This window comes from Gracilibacillus kekensis (genome assembly GCF_900143085.1).
Lineage (GTDB): Bacteria > Bacillota > Bacilli > Bacillales > Amphibacillaceae > Gracilibacillus > Gracilibacillus kekensis.
Genome location: NZ_FRCZ01000001.1, coordinates 1,125,649 through 1,145,257 on the forward strand (window position 1 = coordinate 1,125,649; position 19,609 = coordinate 1,145,257).

Here is a 19,609-nt window from a genome sequence, read left to right on the forward strand (position 1 = left end):
TAATAGATGCATACATGCGCTTAAGCATCCCCTCTTTCAAAGATGGGATTATCTTACCCTACGTTAAAGTATACTACCCTTTTTTAGTATACCAAAATAGTCATGAACATACGTTTGATTATATGGATTCTCTGTTCCTTACGATAAATGGCTGCTGAGAGCTAGAAATACCTCTTAATTTAGCAGTTGGGCTATGATAATATTTGACCTAATTGCGTATTGAAATTAGAAGTATGCAAAAAAAGCACTCAAATTAATGTGAATATTAAATAATTACTCACACAATTCCTTCTCTTATAAATCCTCATTAAACAGTTCCTAGTAAACGTTCTAAGAGCATTTTCCACTATAGTCTAGCTGTTCTATCCATTCCATGCTAAAATGAATGACAAATATAAATATCGGGGGTTCATATGAAGAAGAAAGTTAAAGTAGTAGCGGCGGTGATAAAAAACGATCAAGAGGAGATTTTATGCGCATTAAGATCGCATGATATGTCAATTCCAAACAAGTGGGAGTTTCCAGGTGGTAAAGTAGAAAAAGGCGAGAATTTGCAGGAGGCATTAGAACGTGAAATACAGGAAGAAATGAAATGTTTTATAAAAGCTGGCGATGTCATTTATGATCATACACATGAATACGATAGCTTCATTATAAATTTAATTGCGCTAGATGCAAAAATTGTTTCGGGAACACCTATCGTAACGGAGCATACTAAGTTACTTTGGTTACCAAAAGAAAACCTTGATTCCATTGTTTGGGCCCCTGCAGATATCCCTGCTGTAGAAACATTAATCAAGCAAACAGAAAGAGCACATCAATAAAATGAATGTGCTCTTTCTATTAACCGATATCTTCATGTAGATAATCATAGATAGCTTGATCGACACTTTCCTGTAAATGTAGATCCATTGTAACAACTGGCAGCTCTTCGCCATTCTTTCCAGCCATTTTTGTTTCTTCCACAGATGATTGGTCAGGGATTGCCTCTCCTAGATAGTAAAAATCATTTCCTTCATCGTCATCCTTTTTCACAAAAACGTGAATATCTATACCTTTTTCTTCTGCTTCGATAATATCGATCACTTCTTGAGAAGTCTTTCTCCTTCTACTTCTTGTGTACCAATGTAAGACTTCAGGACTCTTGAAAGTATCTTCGTAGTTAACACTTTCTTCCACATCATCTTTTTTGTGATATGTAACAAAGATCGGACATGTTTGATGCTTTGTTTTATAGCCATACATGGTAGAGTGTTCATCATTTTCCCAATTCAAATATTTACAAACATCTTTACGGGAGTATTTTTCTAGCCTTTTTAAGGATCCCTTTGACTCAAATCTCTCTGATCGTTTCTCTGCAACATATAATGCGTCCTCTATTAATTGAACAAACCATGATTGATTGAGATACTGCTTGCCCTTTTCGCATAACGTATAACCTTCACCTGACACCTCGACAATCGGTTCATTTCCATATTTTTTTCGATCTGCTTCTGTATAGAAATCCAAACCGCATATTCTTTCGATAGATTGTATGGTTTGATCATCTACTGGTAAACCTTTTGATACGAGCATATCGATAAATGTGTTTTTACTCAAGGAACCTGATTTCACCAAGCTTTGTAATAGGATTATTTCATGTTTTCTTTTACCTGGTAGAACTTCTTTCGAAATAAAAGTTAAGATTTGCTGCGCATGCTTTGGAATTGCTTCTACTTCTTCTTTCATTGCTTGTAGAAAATCTAGCATATTATCTTTTTTATCTACAATCACTGTTGGGTCGATCGAGTTATGATCATAGAAATCTCGTAATAAAGGTATGCGTCCAATTCGCATTTTTAATGTTTGATAAGCATCCTTTAATACTTTCATATGCATAAGATTGGCTGTTTGAATCGATTGGTAGATTCGCTCTTTTGCCACTGCTTCAAAATTAATGGTAGAAGTACCCTTAATATAACTAGTATCAATCATTTTCCGGCGAATCGAGTCTTTATTTTGCGAATTATCACCAGATAAAGCAATTGGAATCAAGAAATTATTCTGATAGTTTCCTATGAAATCTATAACTGTAAGATATTCCTTAGTAGCGTGTTTACGTAATCCTCGACCTAACTGTTGAATAAAAATAATACTCGAATCTGTTTGCCTTAACATAACTACCTGGTTTATCGCAGGTATATCAATACCTTCATTAAAAATATCCACAGTGATGATATAATCTAATTCACCATTTTCAAGTCTGTTTACTTGATACTGTCTAACTTCCTGTAGATCATCACCTGTCAAAGCTACTGTTTTTATACCACGATGATTAAAATGCTCTGACAAAGCCTTGGCTTCTTTTTTCGTACTGCAAAACATTAAACCTCTTACTTTATCACTGGAGTGACTATAGTAATCTATTTTTTCAATAATACGTGTTACTCGCTCGTCTGATATTAATTGATTAAAGGTCGTAACATCTTTTACCTCTCCATCAATTTCTAAATCGGTCACACCATAATAATGAAAAGGTACTAGCATGTCTTCTTCTAATGCTTCTTGGAGTCTAATTTCATAAGCTATATTATAATCAAACAGCTTGAATAGATCATAGCCATCCGTTCTCTCAGGTGTTGCGGTCATTCCTAGCAAAAATTCTGGTTTAAAATGATCGATAATTCGTTGATACGAAGTAGCGCCCGCTCGGTGACTTTCATCAATTAATATGTAATCAAACAGATCTTTGTCTAACTGCTGCAGCGTGTCTTCTTTTGAAATAGTTTGAACGGTAGCAAAAACATATTTCCGATCAATTTGTTTACTACTTCCTGAAAGAATCCCAAAGTCATTTTCATTTCCACCTAAAAGCTGCATAAAATCTTGCTTTGCTTTTTGCAAAATCTGTTCACGATGGACGATAAATAACATCCGCTCAGGCCTTACTGTTCGCACATCAAAAGCAGCTAAATAGGTCTTCCCAGTACCAGTTGCCGAAATAATTAAAGCTCGGTCTTGGTTCTGGTTTCTAATGGCCTCGATACCTTTTAATGCTTGGACTTGCATACTGTTAGGCTCTATGGTCAATGCGTTTTCTACTTTATTGCTGTTATAACTAGAAGGCATTTCAGCAACCTTCTGCGGCTGAAGCTGTTCCCATGTTTCCTGGTATTGGTTAATCCATTCGTTCGTTAATGGTGTTGAAGTATTCCACAGTTCATTAAATTGCATTTGAAAATAATCAAGTAATTCTCCGTTATCATGTGAGGTCAGCTTGATATTCCATTCATAGTTCACTTGTAAAGCATGCGCAGATAAATTAGAACTACCGACAATTAAAGTGGCATAGTCTTCGTGTTGAAAAATATAGCCTTTTGAGTGAAAGCCCTCTACATCAGAAATTCGCACATCGACATTTTTTAATTTGAGTAATTCACGAAAGATCTTAGGCTGATTAAAGTACTGATAAGTAGAAGTAAGAATGCTACCTTTTACACCTTTATTATGTAAATCTAGTAAATGTGATTTCAAAGTTGCCAGTCCACTTTCGGTAATGAAAGCAACAGAAAATAAAAATGATTGGCAATTTTTTAACTCATCTATTAACGATGTCAGTACATTTTGCTTTTTTTGTTCATTATTTAATAATAGCTCAGGCTTGAATTTACCATTGTAATTCGAGTATTTATCAATAAGACCTTTATGATAGGATTGCTGTAATTTGTTTATTAAGTTAGACATGTTATCACCTAAATTTAAGTTAGTATTTACAGAAAGTATATACTATTTATCCATTGCCGTATAGTTTATTTGACCTATTTATTATTGACAAGTAAGATTTTTCTTTTGTTCTAAATTTATGAATACCTCCTTAGTCTGCCTATAATTTATAAGGTCTCAAAATTCATAATACACTTATGCAATAGTAAATTCAGCGATATGAACATAGGAATAAGTCCTATAAAAATGGTACAATTATGTATAACACATACTATAATACAACAAAAAGGGTGAAACCATGGCAATATACTATGAAAGTCATACAGACGACAGAAAAATAATCTATAACACAGCAGAAAAATGGAAAAATGAGTGTTTATTAGATAATAAGTCCATCATTTGGGACGGAGAACACATTTGGACCGAGCAAAATATGAACCGCTTTCGAGCAATATTTATAGAAAACCCAGACGCTTCAGGTAACAGTTTCGATGACAAGTTAAAAAAACAGCTAGAAAATGAAGCCGAAAGCGTCTATAAATTTGCGATCGAAATAATGTTTATCTATTATTTGTTTCCTTATAAAGGATCTGTTAGTTATAAAACGAAGATGGAAAAGCTGGAAATGATCGCTTCATGGGGAAGAATAAAACTTGATCCTTCTTTAAAAGTGTTTGAGGCATTAAAAGACGGACTAGGGGCTACTGGTACTTTCTATAATACTAGCAAGTATTTTGAAATATCCTTTCTATTTTTAGCTGTAGAAAAGCTAAAAGGACTCTCATTAGATATTCGAAAAGAAATTTTACATGATCCAAAACAATTGAAACGACATGCGGATGAAATGCGACAAAGCCTTGGCAAGCGCGTCCAAATACTACATATATTTTTACACTTGTTGCTACCTAAATACTTCGAATCGATTGCTAGTTGGGGCAATAAGGGACAGATCGTAAAGGCATATTCTGAATATATAACAGATGATTCCGTTGAGGATACAGATGAACAACTTTTAATTATCAGAGAAAAGCTTCAAGAGCAATATCCAGATAGGCAAATTGATTTTTATAGAATACCTGAAATTGCGGAGGTTTGGCAAAAGAAAAAACCTGAACAAGACCCACCCCAGGATACAGACAACGAATTGAACGAGCAGAAAATTGATAGACCTTTGATTATGGAGAATATTGAAAAAGAACTGGAAGGATTAGTATTTGAAAATGTGGATTTGCTACTTAACCAAGTAATGACTTCTATTCAGAATGGAAAACATATCATTTTAACAGGTCCTCCAGGCACAGGGAAATCGAAGCTAGCGAGCAAAATTTGCGACATGTATCAGGTTCAAACATCGATGGTAACGGCATCTTCTAATTGGTCAACTTATGAAACGATTGGTGGATATATGCCAGACAAAGAAGGTAACTTACATTTTAATGAAGGAATCTTCTTAAAGTGCGTCAAGGATACAACTACCAATCAGCCAACAAATAAATGGTTGATTATTGATGAGATTAATCGAGCAGATATCGATAAAGCGTTTGGTTCGTTATTTTCTGTTTTAACAGGGGATGAAATTACACTTCCTTTTGAGTCAGAAAGTGGTGATTCTATCGTGATGAAACCACAAGGTAAGGAAAAGGATTTTAAAACAAATGATCATACTTATGTCATTCCGAATGACTGGCGGATTATCGCAACGATGAATACAGTTGACAAAGCTTCTTTATACGAAATGAGTTATGCGTTTATGCGTCGTTTCGCTTTTATTCCCGTTACCATACCGAAAAATATTACGCCGAGCTTAGTTCAACAGTATTTAGATGCTTGGAACATGGATACCTATCCAAATGTTGATACATTAACGAGTATATGGAAATTAATTAATAACTATCGAAAAATTGGACCGGCTATCGTTTCAGACATTGCGAAACATACCCAGTTCAATGATGATTTTACCTCAGCGATTATCTTATATGTGTTGCCACAGTTTGAAGGGTTACCAATATACAAAATGAATGAATTTATCACTAAACTTGACGAACAAACAGACGCCATCATTGATAAAGACTATCTAACTGACTTTGTGAATGACTTTTTTGAAGCTGGTGGATTGGAATGAGGGAAAAAGAAGAGGAAATTTTAGAGGAGATTTCTGGGTTTCTCCATGGTTATTTGAAATCAGGAAATGTAAGAATTAACTCCTTTTTATCCAAAACGAATGTCAACATCTCTAATCTGCAGCAATTATTAACGATACGTTTTCTATTATTAAAGGAAACAAAGCATTTTGTTCAAAAATTACCTTTTTTACTCAAGCAATTTAAAACCACAACAGCTACACGTACAGAAACAAATATCGGGGAAGTAAGAGGAGAAATTGATTGGGCAGAAACCACCAAGCGTCGTTTAGCTAGAAATCATATAGATCGGACCATCTTTTCAACGAATGAAAGTGTTCGATCTTATGATACACCAGAAAATCTAGTATTAAAGGAATTACTAGGGATACTTTACAGACTTCTTTTTCATGATTCCTATCTGAAGGGGTTTGAAAAGGCTGCATGGTTCTCAGAATGGCAAGAGTTAAAATCCAATATAGAATACGCATTTAAACACAACATATATTTACAGCGAGTCCATTCAGTACATGTTAGTGACCGCACCGTTCAAAAAACACAGAATCACAGAAATAGATTATATCGCGAAGCAGCCCAATTATTAGTATCCTATCGAAAAATAATAAAAGGTCAGTACAACGAAGAGGATTTAAAAATTTTACTCCGTGAAACCTTTATTGCACCAGAAAATCAGGATGTCTTATTTGAACTATATTGGATTATTCAGATCATTAAGCAAAATACGGAAAAGAGTCAATTACATCTAATGGACGGTGGACACAATAAAGTAGCAACATGGGAGGATGATTCTCATATCCATCACCTGTACCACGATTCAAGCGGCTCTGATTCTGTTATTTTTCATATTCCAACCAGTGAAATTGAAGGTAGTGGGCATCCATATCTAAAGCAAAAATATCAATCGTTAGAAGCAACCAAAGATTTAGTACAAAGCATATTTGGGCGTAATGTTACTAGTCATTTATGGCGAGGAAGGCCAGATTTCCTTATTGAATCGTATGATCAAACTACCAATAAATTAACGAAGCTGACCATTGGTGAAGTAAAGAATACGTCAAGGGTGGAGTATGCAACGACGGGGTTAGAAGAACTGGTTGAGTATCTTTATTTGGTGAAGGATCGTAAAGGAAGGTACTTATTGAATAGTGATGTGACGGTTCAAGGAATATTGTGTTTAGATCAGGTAGAATTTGATAGTGGAAGCTTTGGAATGTTAAAGGTTTTAAGTAGGAGTAATAGGAGGACTCACCTGTGAATAAGGCTGAATTATTAGAGCGCATATCACATTTGGCAGTTTGGAAAAAAGGAGATCAACGAGCACCACATAAACCACTACTGATTTTATATGCATTAGGGCAATGGCAGTTAACTCGTCAGAAGCATTTTTTATACGCCAATGCTAGGCCTAAATTAGTAGAATTACTAATCGAATATGGTCCGAAACGGAAATCTTATCATCCTGAACAGCCTTTTGTTCGACTAGAGCGCGATGGCATCTGGGAATTGGATAAACCGATTCTGATGAGTAGTTCATTTAATAAGGCATTGATAGACTACCATGTATCAGGAGGGTTTACCACGGAGGTCTATCAACTTCTAGAAACAGATGGTGCTCTTATTGATCAAATTGCTAATCTATTATTAGAGCTACATTTCCCTGAAACATTACATAATGAAATTTTACAAGCAGTCGGTTTACAATTAACGTATTATCGACGAAGAAAAAGAGATCCTGAATTTAGGGAAAGAGTTCTAAGTGCCTATCAGCATCAATGTGCAATATGTGGATTTCAAGTGAAACTTAATCAACAAGTGATTGGTCTTGAGGCGGCGCATATCAAGTGGCACAACATTGGAGGCCCTGATAGAGAGGAAAATGGATTGGCGTTATGCTCTCTGCATCATAAATTATTCGACAGAGGAGTAGTTGCTATTTCGCATGATCATCAAATACATGTCTCAGAACAAGCAGTTGGAAATGAGACGTTTTATGATTATGTGAAGCGGTATGATAAGCAACCACTGCACAGGCCGTTGCAACAAAGCTATTTTCCAAAGGAAGAATTTATCTATTGGCATGTGAAGGAAGTTTATAAAGGTGAGGTTGGGGATTTTATATAGGCTTTTATAGATTGTTAAAATAAGCTAACACGCTTCCTTATTAGGTGATATTTTGTGATCTTAATATTTATAAATATGAGAAAAAGAGGTACTTCCATCGCTAAGAAGCACCCCAAAAATTAAATGACAAACGAAATAATTCAGTTGAGTATATTATTTATGACCCTGGTGTTGGTGTAGCTCTGAATGCATTTACAGTCTTGTCCATAACAATCTGTGCATCACTTCCTGAATCAAGAATCGTATTTTGAAGTGAGTCTTTTTCCACCAATACTGTTGTTACAGTAAGCGGCTCTGATGATTCGGTAGTCAACAATGCGTCTACTTGCGCTGAGAAACAAGAATCACTTGTTTTGGCATGAACATCCGTTGCAACAACATGATTATTAGAAATATAATTTCCGTTACCTGAAACAATACGTATGATTACTGGGGTTGCACCTAACGGCTTGATATTCTGAGTATTAACTATTTTAGAAAAGTGATTAGCAATTACAGTATTATTATTACCACTGATATAAAGGAGACCATACACATCATCTAAACCATTGTCTATTCCCAGAAAAGGTGTCCAAGGTTCATGATCACGTAAAAAGTGATTGGAAGAAACAAGGTTTTCAGAACAATTTTCCTTGAGTACGACCATTCCTGGATAAAATGAATGAAGTCTATTATTTGTGATACTAGACCGTGTCACACCATCAAAATAGATACTGCTCGCACCTCGTGGAAAAACATTATTCGCTGTAATCAAAAGTCCACCAAAATTTTGAGCGTATATGGAATATCCTTTAAAACCGGCACCTATCAAGTTATCGGTAATTTTTGAAGCCTGTCCCCAACCTCGTAGTTCTATACAGTTACCACATTCAGCTATGAAATTATCATGTATTGTCAGTGCATCTGCATGATAAATAGTAATTCCATGCTCTAAATACACAAACCCCATGCCTGTAATCTTAAATGAGTCACAAGCACTTGCAACATAAATACCCGTTTTCCCGTTAGTGTATGTGTTTTCCGGAGCTGTTTCTACTGAACCATCTTCAATAAAATGCAAACCATCGATACAAAAATCAGAAAACTCTACTGAACTTATTCGAGGACTTCCACTTCGTTCAATATAAAATGCAGCTCCTTTATATTCCTCTTCATCTACTTCTGGGGGAATATCTACGAGTATGCGACTTCCTCCCGGCCACAACTCATGCATATCCGCCCATTCATTCTCAGAAGTATTAAAACGAATACTAGAAGATGTAAACCCGTGTCCAGAACCCATAATTTTAAGATAACTGATGTCTATAACTACTTGATTGACAAGATGATAATCGCCTGGGGGAATATAGATAACCGCACCCGGCTTTCCGCCTTTATTTACATCTGTATCTGTTTGCCTACTTTTAATATCTGCTATAATGCTATTGATTACCTCTCCAATATCCTCATACGGATTACCGACAGACCAATCCGTTACGTCATAATAATTTTTACTAGTCATAATGAAATCCTCCTATCCTTTTAATGTTTATTCATATTCTACTTTTGCCTTGATATAACCGGAAGTAATGCATTACGAATTCTTGAAAAAGCTCGTGGAAGGTAGCGACTATCCACTTATTCTTTTAACGCCTTTAAGGCCAACCCAAAGTTACCAATCGTTGCGGAGCCGTTGTTTTTGATGCTTGGTCGAACGATGAGATCTTCTAAATCTGGTGTGGCAACGTAGTTATTGTTAAATTGTTTGAAATATTCGCGAACCTTCGCCATATCCGTTTCTTGGAGGACAGAACCACCGAACACAATTTTCTCTGGTGCCATGTTCACGAAAGTATTAAAGGCAATTTGCCCTGCATAGTAAGAGATAAAATCAAAAACCTTGTGATCTCGAGGGATTTTTTCTCCTTTAATCCCCGTTCGCCCTTCTAATGTTGGACCAGCAGCAAGTCCTTCAAAACAATGATTGCTGTGGAAAGGACAACCACCCACATACGCATCTTCAGGGTGCGCAATAACCGTCGCATGGCCCATTTCAGAGTGAGCGATTCCACTTATAAACTGCCCACCTTGTATAGCACCACCACCAACACCCGTACCTAACGTGAAATAAACCACCGAATCAGCACCACTCGCAGAACCCTTTGTATACTCTCCGTAAGCTGAAGAATTTACATCCGTGGTGAAATACATCGGGATATCAAAGGCTGCTTTTAAGGTTCCTAAAAAATCAAATCCAGACCATTCCTCTTTAGGGGTATTTAACACATGCCCATATGTTTTCGAATCTACGTTCACATCAATCGGACCAAAGGAACCAATGCCAATAGCCGCTACCTCAAAGAATTTAAAGAAATTAATCACCTTTGCAAGCGTTTCTTCCGGTGTTGTCGTTGGAAACTGTGTTATTTCCTTTACATTGAAATCGAAATCCGCCACGGCAACAACAAACTTCGTCCCTCCTGCCTCAATCGAGCCTAATAATTTCTCCGTCATGACAACTTTGCTCCTTTTCTTTCACTCAATTCTATGAAACTCCTATAAGAGAATAATTTATTCTTTCCATACGGATCGTAAAGACCATTTATCTGCCTTTACTATTCTTGCTTTTCCCTTTTCAGCAAATAAATCTACTTCTTTACTAGAAGCGTCAGGATATATCCTATTTGTTATAACTTGCTCTCCATGATTCACAAATACCTCTATTGATGTCTTATCAAGAAATACTCTTAAGTTCAATTTCCCGTTAGCTTCAATATTATAAGGTGCCTTATAAACTCCACTCTCTCCTTTACCAGCTAATGTTAAGTCCACAATAACTTCCTCATTAATCGTATCTATTTTAATAATTGTTTTTTCTGATCTATCTATAGAGCATCTTAAATGTAGACCAAATACCGGTGAATCTGAATTAATTATATCAAAGTCCATGCATAACTCAGTTGCAATGCCATCGAACTTGGAAAACCTGTTCACTCCATGTATTTCAAAATCTTCAATGTGATGATGATCCGTTCTTAAGGCTTTTAATTCTTCAATTGGCTGTTGTATAAAAACTCCGTTATGATTATATGTTAATTCTCTAGGAATGGTCATAGCACCAACCCAACCATCCTCCTCAGATGGTCGCTTTGAAAACCACATGTCCATCCACCCCATCATTATTCGTCTTCCTTTTTCATCTTTCAATGTCTGAGGGGCGTAAAAATCATGACCATAATCCAAGAGCATACTTCTTTCTTGGGAGAATTTTGCGGCTTTGTAATCCATCTCACCAAAAATAATAATAGGCTTTTCATTTTTCTCCCCATACATCGGAGACAATATAAGAGCATGTTCTTTTTCTAATGGAAATAGGTCTGGACATTCCCACATGTCTCCTTGTTCACCATTACTCTCAGCTACTACACCCTTATATGTCCAATCTATTAAATTAGATGATTGATAAAAGAGAGCTTTTCCTTTCCCATCCTTTTTAGAACCTACTACCATATAATATTGATTATCATATTGCCAGACCTTAGGATCACGAAAATCCTTTGAACCATCTTTTGGAAAATGATCAATGATAGGATTTTGACTTTCCTTTGTGAAATGTATACCATCTGCACTTTTAGCTATACACTGAACTTGCATAGGGTCACGTTCAATAGAATGCCCCGTATAAATTAAATACAATTCATTATCTTTTTCAATTGCACTACCTGAGAAACAGCCATGATCATCCAATGTACCATTATCATAAAATTCAGAAGGTGCTAATGCTACGGGTAAATGTTCCCAATTCACTAAATCTTTACTTATTGCATGCCCCCAATGCATTGGCCCCCACACAGGTTCATAAGGATAATGTTGATAGAATAAATGATAGTCACCTTTATATTGAACCAGTCCATTCGGATCGTTCATCCAACCTACAGGTGGCATCATATGATAATTCAATCGATATTTTGTATTTCCCACTTTATTTTCCTGTTGCTTAATATACTTAGTTGCTTGATTAACTTGTTCACTATGATTTTGTGTCATAAAGTTGTCCCCTTTACTTTGATGTAACAATAAATTCTCTATCCTTTAACAGATCCTAATGTCATTCCACTTACAATATATCTTTGAACTAATATGGAAAATATCATTACCGGTAAACTGAAACTAACCGCTGCAGCTGTCATGGGACCAAGATCTAGGTTATATGCAGTTAAAAATTCAGAAATTCCAACGGTAGCTGTTTTAGCATTTGTGCTAGTTAATAGTAAAGCAAATAAAAAATCATTCCATGCTAGCATAAAACAAAATATTGACGTAGTTGCCAAACCGGGTAAAGATACTGGTAATATTACTTTTAAAAAAGATGTGAAAATATTACATCCATCTATTCTTGCCGCTTCATCAAATTCTTTCGGAATATTATTAAAAAATCCCATCATTAGCCATATTGCAAAAGGAACATTTATGCTTGTATAGGTTATAATTAAGGCGGCATGAGTATCTATTAAACCCATTGAATTAATAATAATGTACATCGGAATCGCAATACTGATCATAGGGACCATGCGAATACATAAGGTGATTAAAAGAAATACATTTCCTAACTTCGATGAAAACCTTGCTAACCCATATGCTGCTAATGCACCTAAGAAAACAGACAAAACCGTACTAACAAAAGCCGTAATAAAACTATTAAAAAAGTAACTTAAAATTGGCATCTGATTAAACATAGAAATATAATTCTCTATAGATAATTCTCTAGGAAAAAAAGTTGGAGAATTACTGATTGCTTCTGAAGATGGCTTAATAGAAGTGAGAATAATATATATATATGGACTTATAAACAACAGTGCTAGTATGGTTGTAATAATACCTATAAACTGTTTATTATATTTTCTAATCCACTGAAACAGTGATTTTTTATCTTGAGTTGTATTTGTTAAAGATTCCATTTTACATCTCCTCTCTATTTTTTGTTTGCTTTAAACATACTTATAAGGAAGTAAGAGCTAAGTAACAATAGAAGAATAATAAACAGCACTGCCATTGCGCTAGACTCACCAACTTCACCATATCTAGTTAATGTTTTATACATGTAGGTACTTAACACTTCCGATGAATTAGCAGGTCCACCTTGCGTTAAAACCCAAACAATATCAAATGTTCTGGCAGCATCCACAGTTCTTATTAAAATCGCTACAACCAGTACTGGAAGTAAAGATGGTAATGTAATATAAAAAAATGTTTTGATTTTATTAGCACCATCTATTTTTGCTGACTCGTACAATGTAACTGGAATTCCTTGTAAGCCAGCGAGCAGTACTAGCATCATAAATGGGGTAGTCAACCAAATATCAGCAATAATAGTCGAAAGTAATGCCGTCCTATCATCTGATAACCATTGAATTGCATTTCTACTCGAAGTGATATTAAAGTCATATAATAATTGATTAACAATACCAAATTGACTGTTCAGCATAAATTTCCATATTAAACCTGAAACTAATGGCGCAATCATTAATGGACTCAACAAAATTGTTCTAACAAAACCATGGCCTTTAAAGCCAGTATTTAATAACATAGCGAAAAATAACCCTAGCAATAGTTCTGCACTTACTGCAACAACAACATAAATTAGTGTATTAGTTGTTGCCCCCAAAAAACGATCCGATGTAATAGATTCTATATAATTACTTATACCTACAAAGGTTCCTGAATCTTGTGAGATCATATCTACTTGAAAAAAACTATCTTTTATTAAAAGCATTACAGGAAAAAGTAAGAAGATGAGCATGAAAATACCTGCTGGTGCGAAGAATAAAAAGGATACTTTTGCTTCTTTTGTCATATAATCACTCTCCTTCTATGATGATTTGATTGAGAAAAGGATAGGAAGTTAACCTATCCTTTTTCATCTTTTTTTTAATTTACAATTCCTTCGATTATTTCATTTGCTTCATCTAAGGCCTCTTGAGCTGTAAGCTCTCCACCAAGTACTTTTTGTATTGCAGGAATTAACGCTTCACTTTCAATTTCTTGCCATTGATCAGTTGAGGGGCGATTTTGAGTTTGTTCAGCGTTCAATGTTTTAGCCAATGGTGTTAAATGAGAATATTTTTCTTCTTTTCCATACTCTTCAAACACAGATTGTCTTGCTGCTACGCCTAAAGCATCTGCATACAGTTCATTTTTCTCATACATAAACTCTAAATACTTTTTAGCCATATCCTTTTTGTTAGATGAAGATGGAATTACTTGATACCAAGGTCCCGGTACAACACCAATGCCTTCCTCGCCCGCAATCATTGGAGCAGCGCCAACTTTCCCAGCTACATCAGACGTATCGGGATCATTTGCTGGTACATAGAAATGTCCCCATGCTAACATCATTGCTAAGTTTCCGTTATAAAATAATTCTGCTGTTTCAGCTGAAGCCGTTTCCAAAGTATTTTCAGGAACAGAACCCTCTGTTGAAACTAAGTCATTCAACATATTTAATGCATCTACATGATATTGATCGTTAACTATCACTTCTCCATTATCATCCAATACCAAATTATCTGCTCCCGCTTGTGTTACGTGGTCTAACCAACTTGCTACTGAATCACCTGAACTCGCACCAAAAACACTAGTTCCATACAGTTCAGGATAATCTTCATTATTACCAAAAAAGCTTGCAATATCTTTGTATTGTTCCCAATCTCCTGGTGGCGCTAATTCATAACCAAACTCAGCTTCAAATGCGCTTTTATTGTTTTCGTCTTCAAATAGATCTTTTCTATATAATAAAATTTTAGAATTGGTCCATGTCGGTAATCCGTAAACATTGTCTTCAATTGTTGCACCGTCAATTAAACCTGGAAATAGGTCTGCGCTTATTTCATCCGTGACGATGTCTTGGATAGGTTCTAACCCTTCATAAAGTGCTGGGAGCCAAATTGTATCAATGGTGGCAACATCAAAAGCACCTGACCCTGTTGTTAATTCGGTTCTCATTCGATCGTACACACCTGTATATGGTACAGATTCAATAATCACATCATAACCAGTTTCTTCTTTAAAAGAATCACGTGTTTCTTCAGCTACTGCTTCTGCTGGACTTCCACCTTCAACTAGTACTGTCAATTTTTTACCTTCGTTATTTTCTTCATTTTCACTGTTTTCTCCTTCGTCATTGCTTTCATTTGATGTACTATCGTTATTGTCACCACATGCTGATAACAACAAACCAACAAATAATAAAGTAATTAGAAATAATAATTTCTTATTCATATGATTAACCTCCGTAAAATGTATTTTTATTTATCCCAATGCTTGTGTTCCGACCATCACCTAGGCAAATATCAAGGTGCATAACATCATGTTGTTCCAAACGCACTATTTGGTTTCCATACATTCAATTAATTTCATCCTCCCACAAATTTATTATAATATTTATATAAAAAAGCAATTTGCTTTTTATATGCACTTATTTAATCGATTACGTAATCGATTAAATAATAGAGTGAAAAAACCTTTTTAAATAGATTCTCTCACTTTAAGCTGAGCTTTCAATTTGATATGGTTCGCTTTTTCTTGATTTTTATTATTTATACGATTCAAAATACATTCAGCAGCTTTATACCCGATTTCGAATGCTGGTTGGTTTACTACAGATAATGGAGGTGTAGTTATTTTAGTCCAATCATAATTGTCATATCCAATCACAGCAATATCTTTTGGCATTTTCAAACCGTTATCTTGAATACATTTAACAGAACCCATTGTCATAATATTATTGGCAATAAATAAGGCATCAATTTGATTAGCTATGAGCTTCTCCGTCAGTTCATAACCTGAGCTAAAAGAAGATAGTCCTAATTCAATAAACTTGTCGTTAAACGGAATATGATTATCTTTTAGTGCTTGTTTGTAGCCTTCAAATCTTTCATTTGTTGTAGTAATACCTAACTCAGAACTGATAAAACCAATTTTCTTATAGCCTGAAGTCACTAATTTCGTCACACCATCGTATGTTCCTTGGAAATTATCAACCAATACATAATCACCTTCATAATTAATAGGTAACCTATCTATCATTACGATAGGGAATTGATTGTCTAATACTTCTTGAATGTGGTCAAAATCATCATTTGTCGGTGCTAGTATTAATCCATCGACTAATTGGGTATTGAACATTTTCATTCTGTTTATTTCCTCTTGCATATCTTCCTTAGAGTTACTTAATATTAAGTTATATCCTTTACTATTTAAATTCGCCTCTATACCCTCAGCAATTGACATAAAAAATGATTTAGAAGTATCATCTTTTTTTACAGGAATCAAAAATCCAATCGTATTGGTTTTCGTACTTCTCAAGCTCCTAGCAGCAGAATTTGGACGATAATCTAGTTCCTGCATAACTTGTTCTACTTTTTCAGTAACTTTGGGAGAGACATATCTTGTACCATTAATCACATGTGATACAGTTGCTGTTGAAACATTAGCTCTTTCAGCAACATCTTTAATTCTTATATTTTTCTTCGAGTTAACGCTTACCATATACTCACTTCCAACACCTTTTATTGTAATCGTTTACGTAATCGATTAACTGAATTATAATATCTTTTCTTTTTATAGTCAATACTTTATTTATTCATAAGTTCTATTCACTACATAGATATAGGATGTAATTCCTTTATATATAATGTGAAATAATAATGAGTTGTTGATTGATCAAATAAAAGTAATTTTATCAAATCTATGGATCTCATAATGTATATGGATCCAATATTTTATTATATATTGGGAAAGCTGATAGACAAACTTTAGGTAAACGATTAGCACAAGCACTATGGTGGTGGGATACAAGTGATCCTAATAACTTGCAGATTTATTGTGGCAAAATAGCAGGAGAATCCACTCTTTAGACAATCAATGGTCAAAAGAAATTGATTTAGCAGAAAAATTATTGATTAATGTCCATAAGCCTGCATACAATACGCAGAATTTAATCACTATTCCTGAAGAAAGACTGAGAAATATTCACATCTTGAATTGGGGATACTATCGTGATCTACTAGCAGAGGTTTCTGGGTTAAGGTGGACTACTGCGTTGAATAATATGGAGTATGATGTTTATAAATTTTTTCGGAAATAATGCTTCTGTATACAAGCGAAAGAGTGCTCCAGATTACGTTATATAGTCTTTAAGACGGTCACCCCCTTCGAAAGACCAGTCGCTCACGCATGAAGGACATTTATTGCAAAGCAAAGCTATTAAACAATTGAATAGATTGTAAAAGGGCATGCGCTATATATGTTATTACTCCTCGTAAATAACGTATGAATTATACACTATTAAATCCAATTAGCGTATGAATAACGTACAATTAATCTATTATTTAACGTTAAGAGGATGGTGAGTTTGCTTGTATCAACCAAAATTTAGTGACTCTCCGTCCTTAACCAAAAGATTTAATTTCAATTGATTGTTCTCAAGCAAGGCATCATTAAGAAGCCTCTAATAAAAATATTAGAGACTTAGTTAGTGATATTAAAAATCAAAATTAGCAACTTCATCAAAGTCTACTACGTGGGGAATCTCGTTAGCGTACATTAGATCCCAAATTAAAGATAGTTTCATAATTACTTCCATATCAAGCTGAGGGATTTGAAAAGCATCATGGTAATCAAAAAGGCAAGAGTTAAAGTCCAATCTAGAATACGCACGGTTTTTAGATATTAAAGAACAGAAGAAAAACATATTTAAAGTGCACGTCTTCCACCATATTTACTCATGTTAATTCAATGCTCTTTTCAGAAATGTGGAGCGTTATACCTGAAAAGTGCTTTTGAATGCAAATCACCTCCATAGACACCCTTTTTCCTTAGAAAATGGAAAAAAAGGCCCTAGATGTTTTGAGAAAATGACTCGTATTTTGTTTCTCTCATTATTCTTTAAGTTTTTTCACCACTCAAATACAAAAAATTCCCAAATTAAACTGTCTCCTTTTTCGCCTGTTCATTCGGTTTCAATTCTATTTCGTTAGTCTTACCAACACTTTCACCAGCTATAATTTGTAAGGCCTTAGTAATAGTTTTTACCATCAATAGATAAAAAATAACTAGAACGAGATCAACTGTATAGGAAGCTAACCAAACTCCTATTGATGTAGAATTGGACAGGGAACTTGATACTCCTCTAGAGATTATGTTTAAAAAATAATAGAAAGGGATAAATAATCTTAATTGATTTGCTAAGGTGTTAGTATCAAATCTCAAGTCAAGTTGTTTTGCCATCGTTGAATAGACATTCCACATTCCCCACAAATTATAAATTGGAATAATTACCCTCAGTACAGCCGCTAATGGAGAAATAGGATACTGGATAGAAAAATGGTTTAAATCAATATGAATCTTATAAAGCCAAATTAAGTACAAAATTACTAAGATTAAGAAACTAACACCTAAAAATATATTGATGAAGTGATCAAATGTCATAATATTTAGGTAAATGTTATAATGAAATGCGAAAAGGTATGTATTAATTAGTCCAACTCCATTTAGTATAATAACTCCCCATAAAAAAACGCTCAATATTTTACCAATTGATTTCGAATTAAGTTTCAATTGATTTCTCCACCTTTCTAATCTTAAGAATTTTCTAAATAGGAAATTGCATCGTCTAACTTAGCCACTGGAACAACCTGAAATGACAATTTTTCTTCTTTTACAATTTCTAATGCTTCTTCAAAGTTACTTTGGCCACTATAAGAATCTTTGTTATCCGGTATAAAAAAGACATCTACATTATTTTGTTCTGCAGTTAATAACTTGTGGCGAATTGCCCCTACTTCCCCAATACTGTAATCTGGGTTGATTGTTCCGGTTCCGGCAATTATGTAAGACCCATTTTTCGAAAAGTCTTTCTTATACATTTCTTCATATAATCCAATTGTTAACATTAAACCAAAAGAGTCTCCGGCATATGAGGAAGAGTTTTCTAATATGTTACTCATCTTGTTATATAGTAGTTCATTAGAATTCTGTGATTGTTCAAATATTGGAAGATGAACTGCATTACTAACGACCTCGTCCTTAGAAAATTCCATCTCTTCTAGTTGATAAATATAGTTTTCATGTTCATAGGAATCCAACGGAATAAATTCGATCTCATCATAGGAATATTGTATGGTTAATTTTTCATAGATATTTTGCGTAACCCCTAAGTTTACGTATGTAAAATAAACACTCCCACTTACACCTAATTCTTCCACAGGAACAATGTCCCCAGTAGCAATATATTCTTCATGCTTAGGAAACAAAAGTATCACTGTTATTAACAAAGGGACAAACAATAAGAGAGCACTAACTTTTGCTTCCTTAGATATACTAGAGACTAAACCCATAATAATTTCACCTCCTTTTTATAGTATAGCCATAGTCGTTATTCATAAGCATTACTCCCCTTTTGTTCAGTGATTAGCCGACCTGAACAAAAGGGAATATTATCAAAATTTTAGTATATCACATCTAACTCAAAACATGGGTTCATTCCCACGATATTTTAACTTGTATATTAGAAAGTAGCTAATTCACCATAACTGATGATTTCCAAGGTAATATCCAGTAAATTTAAGTGTTTGGCTTTTTGATAAAAAACACAAATTAATATAGTA

At 34.6% G+C, this 19,609-nt stretch carries 14 protein-coding genes; 4 read left to right on the forward strand and 10 right to left on the reverse strand.

Annotated features, from left to right (window positions below; genetic code table 11):
* The first annotated feature begins 413 nt into the window (after positions 1–413).
* Positions 414–824, forward strand: coding sequence for a (deoxy)nucleoside triphosphate pyrophosphohydrolase (locus BUC25_RS05120; RefSeq protein WP_073200250.1), 411 nt, complete (start codon positions 414–416; stop codon positions 822–824).
* 19 nt (positions 825–843) lie between these two features.
* Here the strand turns inward: BUC25_RS05120 and BUC25_RS05125 are convergent, their stop codons facing one another.
* Entirely contained in the window at positions 844–3,723 is a 2,880-nt protein-coding gene (locus BUC25_RS05125; protein ID WP_073200251.1) for a DEAD/DEAH box helicase, read from the reverse strand.
* 277 nt (positions 3,724–4,000) lie between these two features.
* On the opposite strand from BUC25_RS05125, the gene BUC25_RS05130 reads away from it, so the two are divergent.
* Genes BUC25_RS05130 through BUC25_RS05140 form a run of 3 tightly spaced genes read left to right on the forward strand, consistent with a single transcriptional unit; the run spans position 4,001 to position 7,964 of the window.
* On the forward strand, positions 4,001–5,824 hold the full coding sequence (locus tag BUC25_RS05130; RefSeq protein WP_073200256.1) for an AAA family ATPase: 1,824 nt from the start codon (positions 4,001–4,003) through the stop codon (positions 5,822–5,824).
* Positions 5,821–7,098, forward strand: coding sequence for a hypothetical protein (locus BUC25_RS05135; RefSeq protein ID WP_073200257.1), 1,278 nt, complete (start codon positions 5,821–5,823; stop codon positions 7,096–7,098). Before BUC25_RS05130 ends, BUC25_RS05135 begins: the two co-directional genes overlap by 4 nt.
* Complete coding sequence (locus BUC25_RS05140) at positions 7,095–7,964, forward strand: phosphorothioated DNA-binding restriction endonuclease (RefSeq protein WP_073200259.1); 870 nt, start codon at positions 7,095–7,097, stop codon at positions 7,962–7,964. Before BUC25_RS05135 ends, BUC25_RS05140 begins: the two co-directional genes overlap by 4 nt.
* Before the next feature lie 157 nt (positions 7,965–8,121).
* On the opposite strand, the gene BUC25_RS05145 is transcribed toward BUC25_RS05140, so the two are convergent.
* The 9 genes from BUC25_RS05145 to BUC25_RS05195 form a co-directional block, all read right to left on the reverse strand.
* Entirely contained in the window at positions 8,122–9,465 is a 1,344-nt protein-coding gene (locus BUC25_RS05145) for a NosD domain-containing protein (RefSeq protein ID WP_073200261.1), read from the reverse strand.
* Positions 9,466–9,581: 116 nt separating this feature from the next.
* Entirely contained in the window at positions 9,582–10,457 is an 876-nt protein-coding gene (locus BUC25_RS05150) for an ROK family protein (RefSeq protein WP_073200263.1), read from the reverse strand.
* Positions 10,458–10,514: 57 nt separating this feature from the next.
* Positions 10,515–11,990 carry a glycoside hydrolase family 32 protein gene (locus BUC25_RS05155; RefSeq protein ID WP_073200265.1) on the reverse strand — a complete coding sequence of 492 codons (1,476 nt, stop codon included), beginning with the start codon at positions 11,988–11,990 and terminating at the stop codon, positions 10,515–10,517.
* 38 nt (positions 11,991–12,028) lie between these two features.
* Entirely contained in the window at positions 12,029–12,901 is an 873-nt protein-coding gene (locus BUC25_RS05160; protein WP_084543368.1) for a carbohydrate ABC transporter permease, read from the reverse strand.
* A 14-nt stretch (positions 12,902–12,915) separates the two neighbouring features.
* Positions 12,916–13,797, reverse strand: coding sequence for a carbohydrate ABC transporter permease (locus BUC25_RS05165; protein WP_073200267.1), 882 nt, complete (start codon positions 13,795–13,797; stop codon positions 12,916–12,918).
* 74 nt (positions 13,798–13,871) lie between these two features.
* Positions 13,872–15,221 (reverse strand): extracellular solute-binding protein, encoded by a 1,350-nt coding sequence (locus tag BUC25_RS05170; protein WP_073200269.1) that lies wholly within the window; start codon positions 15,219–15,221, stop codon positions 13,872–13,874.
* Positions 15,222–15,467: 246 nt separating this feature from the next.
* Entirely contained in the window at positions 15,468–16,490 is a 1,023-nt protein-coding gene (locus BUC25_RS05175; protein ID WP_073200271.1) for a LacI family DNA-binding transcriptional regulator, read from the reverse strand.
* Between the two features lie 1,437 nt (positions 16,491–17,927).
* Positions 17,928–18,560: a hypothetical protein gene (locus BUC25_RS05190; RefSeq protein ID WP_073200277.1), complete on the reverse strand. Its 633-nt coding sequence runs from the start codon at positions 18,558–18,560 to the stop codon at positions 17,928–17,930.
* A gap of 23 nt (positions 18,561–18,583) precedes the next feature.
* Positions 18,584–19,339, reverse strand: a complete 756-nt coding sequence (locus tag BUC25_RS05195; RefSeq protein ID WP_073200278.1) for a hypothetical protein — start codon at positions 19,337–19,339, stop codon at positions 18,584–18,586.
* Between the last annotated feature and the right edge of the window lie 270 nt (positions 19,340–19,609).